This window comes from Clostridioides sp. ES-W-0018-02 (genome assembly GCF_020658175.1).
Taxonomy (GTDB): Bacteria; Bacillota; Clostridia; order Peptostreptococcales; family Peptostreptococcaceae; genus Clostridioides.
Window position 1 is genome coordinate 163859 of record NZ_JACVVY010000001.1, and the last position, 16455, is coordinate 180313.

The 16455-nt window shown below is 27.0% G+C and carries 17 protein-coding genes; 14 read left to right on the forward strand and 3 right to left on the reverse strand.

Annotation, left to right across the window (positions count from 1 at the left end; genetic code table 11):
* The first annotated feature begins 50 nt into the window (after window positions 1-50).
* The 5 genes from IC219_RS00795 to IC219_RS00815 are packed head-to-tail and all read left to right on the forward strand — an operon-like array spanning window position 51 to window position 3685.
* Window positions 51-530, forward strand: coding sequence for a PTS sugar transporter subunit IIB (locus tag IC219_RS00795; RefSeq protein ID WP_227433042.1), 480 nt, complete (start codon window positions 51-53; stop codon window positions 528-530).
* A 15-nt stretch (window positions 531-545) separates the two neighbouring features.
* On the forward strand, window positions 546-968 hold the full coding sequence (locus IC219_RS00800) for a PTS mannose transporter subunit IIA (protein ID WP_227831104.1): 423 nt from the start codon (window positions 546-548) through the stop codon (window positions 966-968).
* Window positions 969-996: 28 nt separating this feature from the next.
* The gene (locus IC219_RS00805) at window positions 997-1788 is read left to right on the forward strand and encodes a PTS mannose/fructose/sorbose/N-acetylgalactosamine transporter subunit IIC (RefSeq protein ID WP_227831103.1); all 792 of its coding nucleotides are present in this window, start codon (window positions 997-999) and stop codon (window positions 1786-1788) included.
* The gene (locus tag IC219_RS00810; RefSeq protein ID WP_227831102.1) at window positions 1781-2581 is read left to right on the forward strand and encodes a PTS system mannose/fructose/sorbose family transporter subunit IID; all 801 of its coding nucleotides are present in this window, start codon (window positions 1781-1783) and stop codon (window positions 2579-2581) included. The genes IC219_RS00805 and IC219_RS00810 overlap by 8 nt, the downstream gene beginning before the upstream one ends.
* A gap of 48 nt (window positions 2582-2629) precedes the next feature.
* Window positions 2630-3685 (forward strand): SIS domain-containing protein, encoded by a 1056-nt coding sequence (locus tag IC219_RS00815; protein WP_227433048.1) that lies wholly within the window; start codon window positions 2630-2632, stop codon window positions 3683-3685.
* A 182-nt stretch (window positions 3686-3867) separates the two neighbouring features.
* On the opposite strand, the gene IC219_RS00820 is transcribed toward IC219_RS00815, so the two are convergent.
* From IC219_RS00820 to IC219_RS00830, 3 genes are read right to left on the reverse strand one after another with little or no spacing between them, the layout of a single operon-like run.
* Complete coding sequence (locus IC219_RS00820; protein ID WP_227433050.1) at window positions 3868-4617, reverse strand: ABC transporter permease; 750 nt, start codon at window positions 4615-4617, stop codon at window positions 3868-3870.
* The gene (locus tag IC219_RS00825; RefSeq protein ID WP_227433051.1) at window positions 4611-5573 is read right to left on the reverse strand and encodes an ABC transporter ATP-binding protein; all 963 of its coding nucleotides are present in this window, start codon (window positions 5571-5573) and stop codon (window positions 4611-4613) included. The genes IC219_RS00820 and IC219_RS00825 overlap by 7 nt, the downstream gene beginning before the upstream one ends.
* A 3-nt stretch (window positions 5574-5576) precedes the next feature.
* Window positions 5577-6035, reverse strand: coding sequence for a GyrI-like domain-containing protein (locus IC219_RS00830; RefSeq protein WP_227482395.1), 459 nt, complete (start codon window positions 6033-6035; stop codon window positions 5577-5579).
* 353 nt (window positions 6036-6388) lie between these two features.
* Between IC219_RS00830 and IC219_RS00835 the strand changes: the two genes are divergently transcribed.
* From IC219_RS00835 to IC219_RS00875, 9 genes are all read left to right on the forward strand, one after another.
* Window positions 6389-6745 (forward strand): GntR family transcriptional regulator, encoded by a 357-nt coding sequence (locus tag IC219_RS00835; RefSeq protein ID WP_227433053.1) that lies wholly within the window; start codon window positions 6389-6391, stop codon window positions 6743-6745.
* Window positions 6746-6817: 72 nt separating this feature from the next.
* Complete coding sequence (locus tag IC219_RS00840) at window positions 6818-7534, forward strand: ABC transporter ATP-binding protein (protein ID WP_227433054.1); 717 nt, start codon at window positions 6818-6820, stop codon at window positions 7532-7534.
* Window positions 7527-8351, forward strand: coding sequence for an ABC transporter permease (locus IC219_RS00845; RefSeq protein ID WP_227831101.1), 825 nt, complete (start codon window positions 7527-7529; stop codon window positions 8349-8351). Before IC219_RS00840 ends, IC219_RS00845 begins: the two co-directional genes overlap by 8 nt.
* 10 nt (window positions 8352-8361) lie before the next feature.
* Window positions 8362-9573: a hypothetical protein gene (locus tag IC219_RS00850; protein ID WP_227831100.1), complete on the forward strand. Its 1212-nt coding sequence runs from the start codon at window positions 8362-8364 to the stop codon at window positions 9571-9573.
* Between the two features lie 20 nt (window positions 9574-9593).
* Window positions 9594-10394, forward strand: coding sequence for a hypothetical protein (locus tag IC219_RS00855; protein WP_227831099.1), 801 nt, complete (start codon window positions 9594-9596; stop codon window positions 10392-10394).
* A gap of 11 nt (window positions 10395-10405) precedes the next feature.
* Complete coding sequence (locus IC219_RS00860; RefSeq protein ID WP_227831098.1) at window positions 10406-11674, forward strand: hypothetical protein; 1269 nt, start codon at window positions 10406-10408, stop codon at window positions 11672-11674.
* A gap of 313 nt (window positions 11675-11987) precedes the next feature.
* Window positions 11988-13169 (forward strand): metal-dependent hydrolase family protein, encoded by a 1182-nt coding sequence (locus IC219_RS00865; protein ID WP_227823784.1) that lies wholly within the window; start codon window positions 11988-11990, stop codon window positions 13167-13169.
* A 285-nt stretch (window positions 13170-13454) separates the two neighbouring features.
* Entirely contained in the window at window positions 13455-14249 is a 795-nt protein-coding gene (locus IC219_RS00870; protein WP_227433060.1) for an ABC transporter ATP-binding protein, read from the forward strand.
* A complete protein-coding gene (locus tag IC219_RS00875; RefSeq protein WP_227831097.1) occupies window positions 14250-16322 on the forward strand; it encodes an ABC transporter permease subunit/CPBP intramembrane protease in 2073 nt (690 codons plus the stop codon).
* Window positions 16323-16455 lie beyond the last annotated feature (133 nt).

Genomic DNA, 16455 nt, shown 5'->3' on the forward strand with positions numbered 1-16455 from the left:
AAGAGGATAAAAAATAAAAATTTTAATATATAATGGAGGATTTGAGGAAAATGATATCTTTAATGAGGATTGATGACAGACTAATACATGGTCAGGTAGCATATGGATGGACAACATCATTAGGTATAAATGTAATATTAGTTGCAAATGATGAAGCAAAAAACGATCAAATGAAAGCCATGTCATTAAATTTAGCTAAGCCTAGCAATGTAACTTTATATATAAGGGGGGTAGAGGAATCTGGAGAAATAGTAGAAAAATTTGCTTCTTCAAAGAAAAGTAATGTATTAGTATTAGTAAAAAATACAAAAGATGCTTTAGATGTAGCTAAAAACTCAGGAGGAGTTTTAAAAGAAATAAATGTAGGTGGATTAAGATACGAGGAAGGAAAGAAGAAGCTGACAGACTTAGTTGCTGTTGATGATAATGATATAAACAATTTTAAAGAAATAACTGATTTAGGAATTGATATAGAATTTAGAATGTTACCTAGAGACAAAAAGAAAAAATTATCAGACTTAATAAAATAATTTGGGAGAAAGAAAATGAAAAATTTTTTAGTTGCAACACATGGAGAATTATCTAAGGAGCTTGTTGAGACAAGTAAATTAATAATTGGTTCATTAAGTAATGTTGAGTACTTTTGTATGACAAAAGATAAATCAGCAGACGATGCTGAGAAAGAAATGATAAGTATATTATCAAATAACAAAAATAATGGAGAGCTTATCATACTAACAGATATATTTGGTGGAAGTGTAGCAAACATATGTACTAATTTACTTTTACAAGGGTTTAAATTTGAGTTATTGACAGGAGTAAATTTACCGATGCTTTTGGCTATTCTTTTATCAACAGAAGAGGATGCAAAGCTATTAGCTAAATCAGGTTTAGAGGAAGCGAGAAATGGAATAGTTCATGTAAATGAACTATTAGAAAATAAAAATGAAATCAAAAGTGTGATGTAATTAATGTAAATTAAGAGGGAGGTTCACTATGTTAGTACAAGCTATTATGTTAGCTATTATAGCAGGCTTTGGTATATTAGATGGACGTATATTTGGTCAGTCTATGTTTGATAGACCAATAGTTACAGGGGCATTAGTAGGATTAGTTTTAGGAGATATAAAGTCAGGAATTATGATTGGTGCACAACTTGAATTAATTTGGATGGGAATTGCAGGAATAGGTGCAGCTACTCCTCCAGATGTAGTAACAGGTGGTGTATTAGGTACAGCGTTTGCTATATTATCAGGAAATGGTGCAGAAGTTGCTCTAGCTGTAGCAGTGCCAGTAGCAGTTTTAGCACAATCTCTTGGAGTATTGGTTAGAATAGTAAACTCATATTTTTCTCAAAAGGCAGTTTTTTATGCTAAACAAGCTGACTTTAAAAAGGTTACTATAATGATGTGGATTCCAGTAGTATTATTCTTTTTAAGTACATCAGTTCCAACATTTTTAGCAATTATGATTGGTGCTGATAAAGTTACAACATTAATAAATGCAATACCTAAAGTTATATTAGATGGATTAGGTGTTGCAGGAACATTGTTACCAGCAGTAGGATTTGCACTACTTATGGATATGCTACTTTCAAAAAAGATGTCTGTATTTTTCTTTATAGGATTCCTCTTAGCATCTTATGTTGGACTAGATATAACTGCAATAGCGTTGTTTGGAGTCTGTGTAGCAGTTATATTAAACTTTTATATTAACAGCAAAGAAAATAGTCAAAATCCTCAAGTAGCAACTAATATTTTAACGGAAGGAGAGATTGACTTTGAATAAACTAACAAAAAAAGAATTAAGAAGTATGTTTTGGCGTTCATTTGCTCTTCAAGGTGCGTTCAATTATGAAAGAATGCAAAACTTAGGTTATTGTTATGCAATGTTACCTGCAATAAAGAAGTTATATAATAAAAAAGAAAATCAAGCAAAAGCGATAGAAAGACACTTAGAAATTTTTAATACAACCACAGTAGTAGTTCCTGCTATATTAGGTATAACAGCAGCTATGGAAGAGGAGAATGCTAATAATTCAGAATTTAATGAAAACTCAATCAGTGCTGTTAAAACAGCTCTTATGGGACCTCTTGCAGGAATTGGGGATTCACTATTTTGGGGAACATTTAGAATTATAGCTGCTGGAATAGGAGTATCACTTGCAAAAGAAGGAAATATATTTGGCCCGCTATTATTCTTACTGTTGTATAATATCCCAGCATTTGCTCTAAGAATACTTGGACTTAAATATGGATATAAAGTCGGAGTAAATTCACTTGAAAGAATACAAAGAGAAGGGCTTATGGAGAAAATAATGTCTATGGCTACAACTGTTGGTTTATTCGTTGTAGGAGGAATGGTTGCAACAATGTTGAGTATAACTACTCCACTAAAATTTAATTTAAATGGTGCAGAAGTGGTTTTACAAGATATATTAGATAAAATAATACCTAACATGTTACCTTTAGCTTTTGCATTTGTAATATATTACATGCTAAAGCGAAAGGTAAGTGTAACAAAGTTAACTCTAGGCATTATAGTGGGAGGAATTGCTTTACATGCAATAGGGTTATTATAGAAAAAAAATTATAATTTATTAAATATATGAATAAGGAAGGCATACAAAATGAGAATACAAGATTATATGTTAGAAACACCAGCAAAAATGAGAGAAATGATATCTAATGCAGATAATTTATTTAATGAAATTAAGAAAGAAGATATAAAAAAGATTATAATAACAGGTTCAGGTACTAGTTATCACTCAGGATTGCAAGTACAACCATATTTGCAAAATTTATTAGACATAGATGTTGTAGAAAAGTATCCATTTATGATAACTGAAGATACATTTAAATTTGATAATAAAAATACTTTAGTGGTGGGAATATCTCAAGGTGGAAGTAGTTATTCTGCATATAATGCTATGAAGTTAGCTGAAGACAAGGGTTGTAAAATAGCATCTATGGCAGGCTGTAAAAATGCTCTAATAGATGAGATTTCTGACTATATATTAACAGTGAATTGTGGTGAAGAAAAATCTGGTGCTAAAACAAAAGGCTTTTATTGTACAAAGTTAAATTTAATGTTATTAGGTCTTCAAATAGCTAGAGAAAAGGGAATAATATCTAGTGAAAAGTACAATGAAGAGATAAATAAGATATTGGATGCAATAGATAGATTTGAATCAGTATATAAATCATCTGAGCAATGGATTGAAAGAAACAAAGAAAAGTTAGTTAACGCTAAAGAAATAAGAGTAGTAGGTCACTCTGATATATATGGAGATACATTAGAGTCAGCATTAAAATTATTAGAGACAATGAGAATTCCTGTAACTGGATATGAGTTTGAAGAGTTCATACATGGTGTATACAATGCTATAAATAGTGATTCTACTATATTTATACTAGATACAGGAAGAGAACCTAGAGTAACTAAGATGGTTGAAGTACTTTCTGGATGGACAGACAATGTATTTGTCATAGGTAGAGATGTTGCAGAAGAAGATAAAAATTTAAAGGCAGATATTATAGATAATCCTTACTATCAAACGTTTAACTTCATAGTACCTATACAATTGATATGTGGAGAAATACCTACATTAAGAGGTATAAACCCAAGTATTCCAAAAGATACTAAGTTCCACATGAAGTTAGGTAGTAAGAAGTTTAATAAGTAATTATACATATAAGTACTTTAGTTTATAGTTTCTTGTATAAATTTATAAATATACACTTAAGTAGCATGAATTATAAAGGTGGTGTTTCAAAATGATTTTAATTAATAATTTTGGAACACCACTTTTTAGTGTATATATAATAGATTAGTTTTTTACAAATCTACACACATTATCTTCAAAAATCAACTTACCATTTCTTTTTTCAGTCTCCACATAGCAAGTGCGAAACTTCCACAACATAATATTAAAAATAACACTATAACAGGTAGTATATCTCCAACTAGAATGGTTTCACCAAATATTAGACTACGTAAAGTATTAATAACATGGGTAAATGGATTGAGCATAACTGCTATTTTTAATCCTCCAGATAAATCTTCAACAGGGAAGAGAGCAGAGCTTAAAAAGAAAATAGGAAGTACAATGGCAGTCATAATTGTTTCATAAATTATTTCATTTGGTAATAATAGACTTATAGCATAAGCTAGGCTTGATAAAAAAAAGGCTGTCATAAATATCAATACTATCATTATAGCAATTCCACCAATACCAGATGCTATTTTTACTGAAAAGAATATGCTTACTATGCATAAAATTGCTACTTCAATAAAAGACACTAGGATAGCTTCTAGTAACTGACCAAAGACAATGGAATATCGACTAATAGGTGCAATTAAAACTCTATAAAAACTCCCGCTATTTTTCATTATAAAATTGATGATACCACCACTACTACATGATGAAAAGATAACCAATACAATTATACCTGGAAGTATAAAAGCTGTATAATTATCGATGTTCATATCACTCATAGTTTGGTTTGCGACAGAGCTATAAAGTACAAGCCAAAGAAGAGGTTGTAATATAGTAACTACAAATGAAATTGGATTTTTAAAACGCCATTTCATATTACGCCATAAGATATTTAACATTTCCATTCCTCCTTTAAATCTTTCTTAGAACTTGTTAATGCTAAAAAAACATCTTCAAGACTTGGCTCTACAATTTCTATTGCATCAAACTTTATATTATGCTCTAAAAGAAATTTATTTATTAAAGTAAGTGAAGTTCTACTTTCTTCTACACTTATGAAAAGAGAATTTTCATGTATATTCATAAATTTAACTAAGCAAGCATTTTTAATATCATTCTTATATTTTTTTATATCTTCAATATCATGAAATGCGATACGAAGTATATTTTGCTTAATATAATTACGTAAACTAGATGGTGTTCCTTGTGCCAAATCTTTTCCATTTTTCATAATACAGATATTATCACTTAGCTGTTCAGCTTCTTCAAGATAATGAGTGGTTAGAAAAATAGTTGTATCATATTCATCTCTAATTTTTAGTAGCATATCCCACATAGCTTTTCTTGAATCTACATCCATACCAACAGTAGGTTCATCTAAAAACAGAATCTTAGGAGACGACACCATATTCATAGCTATATCTAATCTACGTTTTACTCCACCAGAATAAGATGAAGTAGGATACTTTAAGTAACTAGTTAACTCAAATTTTTCAATTAAAGAGTTTATTCTTTCTTTTGCAACTTGTGGTTCCACTTTATACATTTTGCTTTGGAATATCATGTTTTCCATGAGAGACAGGTGTTCATCAATAGATACTTGTTGTGCTACACAAGCAATTTGAGTGCGTATCCAAGATGGATTATTTATTAAGTCTTTTCCAAGCATCGTTACATTACCCGCTGTAGGCTTGTAAAAAGTGGTCAAAATATTGATAAGCGAAGATTTACCAGCACCATTTGGACCAAGTAAAGAAAATATTTCTCCAGTCTTTACACTAAAACTTAGAGCATTTAAAGCTCTTACACCATTTTTATATTGTTTTACTAAATTGTTGATTTCGATTGCCAACATGTATTATTCCTCCTCTTTAAGTGGAAATATGATTTCTGTAATATATTTATCTGGATTACCTTTTATTAGCATACCTGGTCCTTTAATAAATACTTCTCTCCAAGGAGTTTTTATTGTTAGATTATTTTCATGAATATATTTAAATATCATTTCATATGTTTTCGGCAAATTGTTATATGAACCAATGTGGGTAAAAAACAAAGCTTTTGTTTTAGGAAACTCTTTTATTGTTACACCCATACGATTTGGAGTTTCAGAAGTTGGTACACATAACTCCATTTTTCCTATGCCAGTTTCTTGGTCAACATTATGGTAACAAAAGAATGGTGCACCATTTGATTTTCCTTTTATGGATTTAAATACATTTGGAAAATATTTTGTTGCTTCAGTCATGGGTCCATTGTAACTCATAGTAGCTGCTGTGACTGATTCGATGTTTTTAATTTCAATTTTATAATTCATTTGTTTTCCTCCTTAGGTATGTTTATAATGGTTTAATTAACCCATTAAGTATTAGTACAATATAAGATTTTTGATTCATTGATGATATAACCTTACCTTGTTTGTTTTCAAGTCTAACATAACATAAAATATATATCCTCTCATTTGATGCTCAATTTTGTAAACTTATTATTTGAATTTTGAATTTAATGATTTAATAAATTAAAATCAAATAATTTATTAAAAAGTATTTACAAATTAAGTGTATTAATCGTATAATACACTTAACGAAATATAAAATAAAATTTAAAGTAGAAGTGTATTTTTTTAGAAAAAGTGTATTATCGTATTAATACACTAGAATAGGAGGAAGTATGAATTTTGAATTAGATAATACATCTCCAATTTATTTGCAAATAATAAAGCATATAAAGAGACAAATAGTAACAGGAGAATTAAAACCAGGAGAAACAATACCATCAAGAAGAGAAATGGCACTTAATTTAAAAGTAAATTTAAATACTGTTCAAAGAGCATATAAGGAGATGGGTGATATGAATATAATAAATACTTTTAAAAACTATCAGAGTAGCGTGACAGTTGATGAAAATATATTAAAAAATTTAAAACTAGAGTTAATAAATGAATCTTTAGTTGTATTTATAGAAGATATGAAGGCAATAAATGTTACTAAAGAAGAAGTTTTAAAGATAATAGAAGATAGATATTAGTTTTTTAACAAATATAAACACTTAACTTATAAGGTTAATTGTACAAGCATATTAAATATGGAGGATACTAATATGATAGAAATTAAAAATGTAAGCAAAACATATAAAAGAATGCAAGGACTAAAAGTAAAGAAAATAGATGCTTTAAAGAATGTAAGCTTTAGTATTGAAAAAGGAAAAATAACAGCTTTACTTGGGATAAATGGTGTTGGTAAGTCAACAATTTTAAAAGCAATAGCAGGGCTTATAAAAATTGATAGTGGAGAGATTTTAATAGATGGAGAAAAAATGAATAAAAACATATATAATAAACTTGCATTTGTTCCAGATGTAGAATCTCACTTTAGTAATACAACAATAAAAGAGTCATTTGAATTTATGGAAATTTTTTATCCAAGATGGAATAAAGAAAAATCAAAAGAAATGATGGATATATTTAAACTGAATGAAAATGAATTAATTGACAATTTATCTAAAGGAAATATTGCAAGAGTAAAATTAATTCTTGGATTTTGTCAAGACCCAGACTATATATTACTTGATGAACCATTCACAGGGATTGACTTGTTTAAAAGAGAAGAATTTATAGGAGTAATAGCACAGTATATGAAAGAAAATCAAGCTATTATTATAACCACTCATGAGATAGTAGAAATAGAAAGTCTAGTTGATGAAGTTATAATTCTTGATGAAGGTAAAGTAATAACATCATTTAATGCAGAAGATTTGAGAGAAAGAGAAGGTAAGTCTATATTAGATAAAATGAGGGAGGTATATAAGAATGAATAAGCTTCTATGTCTAATAAATGTAGATTTAAGGAGAAATAAGAGGTTTTATATAGCCTATATATCTTTTTTATCTTTAATTACATTGGGCTTAAATTTATTTGAAATTATTAAATTTAAGAACTCTAAATTTATTATAAACTTAGCAATAGAGGATTTTGGAGGTGTATTTTATGGAATAGGTATCATTGGCAATCTTAGATGTATCCAAACAATTTTGCTGTATGGAATATTGGGAATGTTTACATACTATATTTTTATGTGGAAAAGAGATTTCTTTTCTAAAAATCAAAGTATTTATACTTTAATGATGTTACCTCAGAATAAATTTAAACTTTGTATATCTAAGTCAATCACTTTGACAACAATGGTATATGGTTTTTTGATAAGTCAGATAGCAACATTATTTATATGTAAACACATATTTAATTTTGTTTTTAGAAATGTTCCAATAGTTAATATGTCCTTTGCTCAGGATTTATATTATTTAAATTTAAAAAGTATTCCAATCGATTTTATTTATTTCATAACAATTTATGTATTTTTACTGTTTGTAGCTATTTCTTTTTTGAATAGTTGTATATTATTCACATTTTCTTACAGAGGTAAATTTTATGTGATTTTAATTACCTTGATAATTTTGGCAGGGTTATATTTTTCAACAGTATATATAAATATAATTAGTTTGTTTAGAAAGTATTATGGATTTGTTGGAACACAACTTAATTCCTTAGGTAACTATGTATTAAGTTTTATAGTTATAATGTTTATTTTAAATGGAATCTCTTATTTCTTAATAAATAAGAAATTGTCTATTTAGGAGGTGTGACATGAAATTAAAATCTAAAATATCTATACTTATTATATTTTTAGCAGTGGCAATATATTTTAGTATAGACCTATTGAACAATGAAAACAATTTAAGTATAAAAACGATAAAAGGTGACCAAGATGAATTGGGTTATATAAACATATATTTTGGATATGATTTTAATGGATATATAAATTCAAGATATATAATAAATGGAAGCAATAAAACTAAAAAAACAGAATTATTAAAATCAATAAAAGAGAGTGAGAACACGAATAACCTAATCGATGTCTCTAGTGGTTTGGATTCAATAGCTCATGTTGGTTTTGAAATAAGTGATGATTCTAAATCTAGTTCAAAAGGGATAAATTTTGTTATAGATGAGAAAAAAGAAGACCTAGAAAAAGGTGTATTTATTTCAGAAGGAAGTGATAAAAAAGTTGAATATGAAAAACTAGATATGGATAATTTTATAAGAACTAAATATAAAGTAGATAAAGATATCGATGAGTATCATGTAAAAGTGCTATCATCAAAAAGATACAAAAAAGATTTATATGTGTCTGTGCTTTATGCTCCAAATGAGTCATCAGAAAAAAATGAAAAAGATTTGAATACTATAGATATAATAAAGATTAATACTAAAAGTAAAAAAATAGAGACGATAAAAAGTATAAATATAAGCAAGTATCTTTTTGAAAAATACAACAACATACAGAGTATTGATGTAAGTTATTCTAGTAAAGATGGAGATAAAATGTATATTTTGATAGAAGCGATAAATGCAAATACATGGGATGATGTTGATTCTAAGCTCAATTTACTTGAGTATAATGTTAAAGAGAATAAAGAGAAAATAATAGAATTAAAAAGTTATAATAGAATGTCTTTGGAAAAAGCAAAGCTAAAAGATAGTAAATTATATATGATAATGTCAGAAAGAGATAATTCCAATAAAAGTAAAGAGGTAAATTTAATAACTTATAACATACTAGATGGCAGTTTAGTTGAAGATAAATATGTTTTGGATGAAAAAGAAGAAAGAAGCATCAGAAACATTGAAATTGATTCAAATAAAATCATTGTATGTACATCAAAAACAAATTCCGTACTACCCTGGGACAATAAGACTATTCTATATATAATAAATAAAAATTCGAAAGAAATAGTGTATAAGGGAGAATTACAGTTTAATAGTTCAAATAGCAGTTTAGAATTTGAAATAAAGTAGGTGAATTGATGAGGGATTTAATGAAGTTATTTGAGTTTGATTTAAAAAGAAACATAAAAAATTATATATTTATAATAAGTTGTTTTTGTTCTATTGTATTTTTAAATCTAGTGAAAAATTTAAATGATTATAACTATATAATAGAAAATGCAGTAAAAACTGAGCAGTTATCAAAAGTAGGAAAGACAATAGAAACAGCAAGTGTCATGGGATTTTCAAGTTTTGGAAACATAATGGGTTCTATACAATCATGTTTTTTATTTGGGATATTTGTGTGTATTTGTTATGCTTTTTTTATTTGGTATAGAGATTTTGACATGAAAAGCAAATCCATATATACACTTGTGATGCTTCCTAAGAATAAAATTAATATTTATATATCTAAATTATTAAATGTATTGTTTCTAGTGTATAGCTACACTATATTATTTACAATAACTTTATTTATTGCAAGTAAAATACTACCTAATTATATGCTTGGTAGTATTGCAAACTATAATTTTGTACAAGAAACAATATATAAATTAAATATTTTACTTCCATACAGCTTTGAGAACTTATTAGTAGAATATGTATTTTTACTAATAGGAGTTATATGTGTAGTATTCACATCAATTCTTATAAATAAATCTGTGTATAAGATGAGAGCTTTAATGAGTTTTCTATTTTTAGTTATAGAAATTCTAATATTTATAATTCTTGTAGAGTTTATTATACCTTATGAATATAGTAATGTATTTACTGTAGTATATTCAAGTGTGAGCATATTTGTATGTAGTTTTATGTCTAATAAACTTTTAAATAATAAAATTGACTTTTAGGAGGTGTATATATGAGAGAAAAGAAATTAGGAAAATATACAATATGTTTTATAACAGTATGTTTATCAATGATTATTATGACTTTGATATTGAGTTGTCTTAGTAAAAATAAATTATCTATAAGAACTTTAAATGGTAATCTAAAGGATATAGGAAGAGTTAGTTTAGTATATACACCAAATATAAGTAGATATACTTATGAAGAAGTAACCATAAGTAAAAATGGGACAAGAAATGATATAAATCCTAAAACTAAAATTGGAAATGATTATTTGCATATTGATAAGAAATACAGCGATTTTATTGATGGTAAAGGAATCGAATTTATATATAAAGATGATTTGAATATAGGGGTAGCATATACTTCTACTAAGTCTAATTCAGTACAGGAAAGAAACAATTTAAATGATTATATAAAAGTTTCAAATAAAAATTTGAAAAGTGGCTTAGAAGAAAATTTTGATATTGATTTAAAAAAATCTGATTTTAAAGAAAATAGTTGGCAAACTATTTTTAACAAAATATATAGAGGAAATTTATATATGGTGATTAGTGAAACAAATGTTTCAGGTGTTACAGTCAATAATATTTGTATATTAAAGGTAGATATAAAAAATAAATCCTATAAATTATTAAATAGATTTAATTTAGACTCACAAAGTAAATACCAACAAAATATTAATGAGATTAAATTTTCTATTGGAAGTAAACTTTATTTAGAGAGGTTAAACAACAAAGAGATAAATGGTGACATTGAAGGGCATGATAATTATTCAGATTTCATTGTGTATGATATAGAAGAGAATTCTTTCGATAAAAGTAACAAGTTTATGGATAATTTAAATAAAGAAAAAAATGCTGACCAAGGGGAAATGGGCTTATTGAGTAAAACAAAGTTAGACTATATCGTTAAAGATAACAAACTAAATATTATAGTTACAGATAAGAGTCGTTTTATAATTAATCTTGTTTATAGTGTTGATTCTAATGAAATTAAACTAGAAGATTATGAAAAGCTTAATTTAAAAGTAGATTATGATGAAGCACTATCTGGTGTTAGGAAAGTTAAGTTATTAGACGATAAAATATACTCTATTTCAAGTGTAAAGGAAACTATTTCAGGAGAGAAAAAAGGAAGTGGAGTTACTTCTGATATAGTTGGAACCAAGCCAATAAAATTTCAAGTATTTGATATGAATCTTAAAAAAACAGTATATGAAGCTGAATTGATAAATGGAGATGTAAGTTTACAAGATAAGTTATTCTTTGTAGCAAATTAAATAATAGTATTAATCAAATAACTTTAAATTTAGATATTTTTTCATGTAAAATATAAAAATGAATAGATAAAAATAAAACAAGATAATTATATACATTTTGATTATCTTGTCTTATTTTAGCATTGATATAAAAGCAATTTGATTAATATCTTTTACATATTATAAATATTCTAATATTATAATATATTCTAGTTTAATCCGATATTTAATTCACTTAAATTTGAAATGATAGTAATATAGTGGTAGAATTAATTATTAGAATATTAAAAATAATAAATAATACATTATACTTGAAGAGGGGGATAATTTAAAAATGAGTAAAAAGTATATAAAAGCAGGAAATTTAATTGATGGAACAGGAAATAGTATTATGGAGAATAAAGGTATAATTATTGATGGAGATACTATACTTGAAATTGAAGATATAAGAGAAGATTTAAGTGGATATGAGGTGTATGATTACCTAGATAAAACTGTTATGCCAGGAATTATGAATTGTCATGTGCATTTGACAATGGAACCAGTAGGAAATCCAAAAGTTTATTATGAGAATGTATCTGATGTAGAGCTTGTAGTAAATACAATAAAACAACTTGATGCATATTTAGATTCAGGAGTAACATATATTAGAAGTCTAGGTTGTCCGAAATATGTGGATGTACAACTTAAAAATCTTATAGACAAAGGATCTATAGATGGTCCTGGTATAGTTACTTCAGGTCCAGTTATATGTATGACAGGAGGACATGGATACTATTTTGGTATTGAAAGTGATGGAGTAGATGAATGTAGAAAATCAGCTAGAACAGTTTTAAAAAATGGAGTAGATTGTGTAAAGATAATGGCTACTGGAGGTGTAACAACTGATGGTGTTGAGCCAGGTTCACCACAGTTGACTTTAGAGGAAATGAAGGCTGCTGTAGATGAAGCTATAAAAGCAGGTAAAATAACTGCTACACATGCACAAGGAAGAACTGGTATAAAAAATGCAGTTCTTGCAGGTATTACTTCTATAGAGCATGGTGTTTATTTAGATGATGAAATAATTGATTTGATGCTTGAAAAAGGAACATATCTAGTTCCAACAGTTGCTGCACCATATTTTATTTTAAATGCAGGAAAAGAAAGTGGAATAACTGAGGCTACTCTTAGAAAGTGCGAAATTGTTGCTATTCCTCATAAGGAATCATTCTTAAAAGCGTATAAAAAAGGAATTAAAATTGCAGTTGGTTCTGACGCAGGAACTTCTTATAATGAACATGGAAAGACGTATTATGAAATGAAATTAATGTCAGATTATGGTATGGATAACATGGATGTAATAGTAGCAGCTACAAAAACTGCATCTGAACTTTTAAGAATTGATAAAAATTATGGAACTCTAGAAAAAGGAAAGAAAGCAGATGTGATAGTGGTAAATGGAAATCCTATAGATAATATAGATGTAATGTCAGATGTTTTATCAGTATTTAAACTTGGCAAAAAAGTTAGATAATAAAATAAAAGAGAAATTAGAAAAAAGTGTCTGAAAGAATGTTTAAAAGATTAGAGACACTTTTTTTTATTGATAATATTTATTAATACTTTAAAAATTCATATGTTATTTTATATCCATTAGTTAATATATATATTATAAAAGAATAAAAAGTAATAATTTGTCATGTAAATATATGTGTTTTTATAAATAATATATTTTAAAATAAAAAACAGTATATAAAAAAGGTTTATATGTTATATTTATATAAATATATCTATAAATAAGAAAGGAGCAAGTTGGTAAATGATAGAGGTAGATAAATTATGTAAATCTTTTACAAGGGTTGTAAAAGATGATAAAAGTAAAAGTTCGATAAAAAAATTAAAGAAGATTAAAACTAAAAAAGAAGACTTTCTTGCTGTAAATAATGTTTCTTTTAGTGTTGAAGAAGGTGAGATAGTTGGAATATTAGGACCAAATGGTGCTGGAAAAACAACATTACTTAGAATGTTAGGAGGAATATTAACACCAACATCAGGAAATATAAGTGTTTCTGGATATGATTATTCAATAGATAGAAATTCAGCAAAAAAAGAAATAGGATATCTATCTGGAAATACAAAGCTGTATGGGAGACTTTCTCCTAGAGAACTTTTAACAACTTTTGGAAGTTTATATGAAATGACAAAAGAAGAAATAGAAGAATCAATTAAAAATGTTGTAAAAGTAATGGATATGAATGAGTTTATAGACAACAGAATTGAAAATCTATCAACTGGTCAGACACAGCGAACATCTATAGCTCGTTGCTTAATACATTCCCCAAAAGTATATATTTTTGATGAGCCGACATTAGGTCTTGATGTTTTGAGTAGTGCATCTATAATAGACTTTATGAAAAATGAAAAGTTAATAGGAAAAACTGTACTTTATTCAACTCATTATATGGAAGAAGCAGAAATTTTATGTGATAAGATTTTAATGATTCATAATGGAAAAATAATTGCATCAGGGACTCCAGAAAGTTTAAAAGAAGAATCAGGAGTAAATAACTTGAGAGATGTGTTTATAAATCTTGCTAGAATGGAGGAGGTTTAGATGAGAAGTAAAATTGTAAAATACATATTCAAAAAAGAAATGTTAGACATACTAAGAGACAAAAAGACTTTATTTATGATGATTGTTATACCACTTCTTTTATATCCTTTGCTTATGTTGTTGATGATTCAGGTAATGAATATGTCCGCAAATAGTATGAATAGTAAAGATATTAATATAGCTTTTGATAGTACACCCAATAAAGTGCTTGTATCAATGATTGAAAAGGAGAATAATTTAGAGGGAGACACTGGGAACAATAAAGATACTACAAATGATAAAGGCAAGATAAAAATATTAAGTGTTGATAATTATAAGAAGTCTTTAGAAGAAAATAAAATTGATGCCTACATAAAAATAGAAGAAAAGCAATCAGCTACAAGTTATAAAATATATATGAATTCATCTCAGGAAAATTCTTCTAATTCTGTAAAAAGAATTGAAACTGTTTTAGATAAATACAAGAGACTTACTGTAGAAAATACTTTAGCTGAAAAAGGATTAGATGCACAGAGTACATTGGAACCTATAACATACAGTACTATAGATGTTGCAAAAACAGAAGAAGTAGCAGGTTACTTTTTAGGTCAGATATTACCATTTATATTAATAATAGGAGTTTTGCTTGGTTCAATATATCCAGCAATAGATGTTATGGCTGGAGAAAAGGAAAGAGGTACACTAGAAACTTTATTTACACTCCCAATATCGAATTTAGAATTAGTAATGGGAAAATATATGGCTGTTTCCCTTAGTGCAATAGTAACAGCAATTTTAAATATTTTATCTATAGGATTAACGATGGCATTTATTTTAGTTAGTGGTGGTCTTAGTAGCCAGTTTGGTTTTGGAAATTTTAATTATGGAGATTTAGTTTTACCAGTTATTACTACTTTAATATGTGTATGTCTGTTTTCAATGGTAGTTGCAGCAATAAGTATGTGTGTATGTTCACTAGCAAAAAGTTTTAAAGATGCTCAAAACTATATAACTCCTCTTATGTTGGTTATTATGATACCATCTTATGTTTCTATGATACCCAATATAGTATTGGATAGAGTAACAGCTGTAATACCTGTGGTAAATATATCATTACTTATAAAAAGTGTATTGTCTTTTAAAAGTGATTTAAATCTGATAGCACTAGTTTTAACATCAAATATAGCTTTTGTAATATTGGCAATTATACTTCTGTCTAAAATGTTTAATTCTGAAGAAATACTTTTTGGAAATAGTAAGAGTTTTTCTTTCTTGGAGAAAAGATGCAATATAAAAAAAGGGTCTATACCAACTGTGAGTGATGGTATTATTTTGTATGCAGTAGGATTAGTTCTTTTAATTTATGTTGGTTCTTTGGTTCAAATTAAATTTGGAACAGCAGGTATTGTAATGACGCAAGTTATGATAATTGCTTTACCACTAATATTTGCATATTATATCAAAGCTGATTTTAGAGAAGTATTTAGTATAAAGATTCCAGCATTAAAACATCTCTTAGGAGGCGTTGTTCTTTGGGTTGGAGGATACATAATTATTATGATTATAACTCAGTTAATTTTATTTTTATTTCCTCAAAATATGGAAGTGGCTGAGAGTTTAAATAAATCTCTTTTTATGAAGGATAAATTTTTATTGAATTTATTGATAATAGGATTATTGCCAGCTATATGTGAAGAAATATTTTTTAGAGGTTTTATATTTTCTGCATTTAGTAAATCCAAAAATGGAGTTAAGTCTGTAAAGTTAGCAATAATATGTAGTGGAGTATTGTTTGGTATTATGCATATGGATTTTATAAGAATAATTCCAACATCAATATTAGGAATCATATTTGCATACAGTGTATATAAGTCTGGCTCTATATTTGTATCAATGTTATTACATTTCTTAAATAATAGTGTAGCGGTTATAGTAAGCCATTATGCAACAGGAAATATAGCTAACTTATATAAGTTTATTGAGGTTGATTTTTCAAATTTAAATATATTTAAATTTGCTTTAGTTCTTGTAATAAGCTTTATATTAGTTATATTAGGAATGAGACTTTTATACAGAAAAGATTTAAAAAATTAAATATAAATTTCTTAAATATATTGAGATAATAAATAACACTAAAATATATAAGTATTGCTTTATTTATATATACTTTAGTGTTATTTTATTTATTTATTCATTATATAAACTCTTTATAAATTCATTTATATAA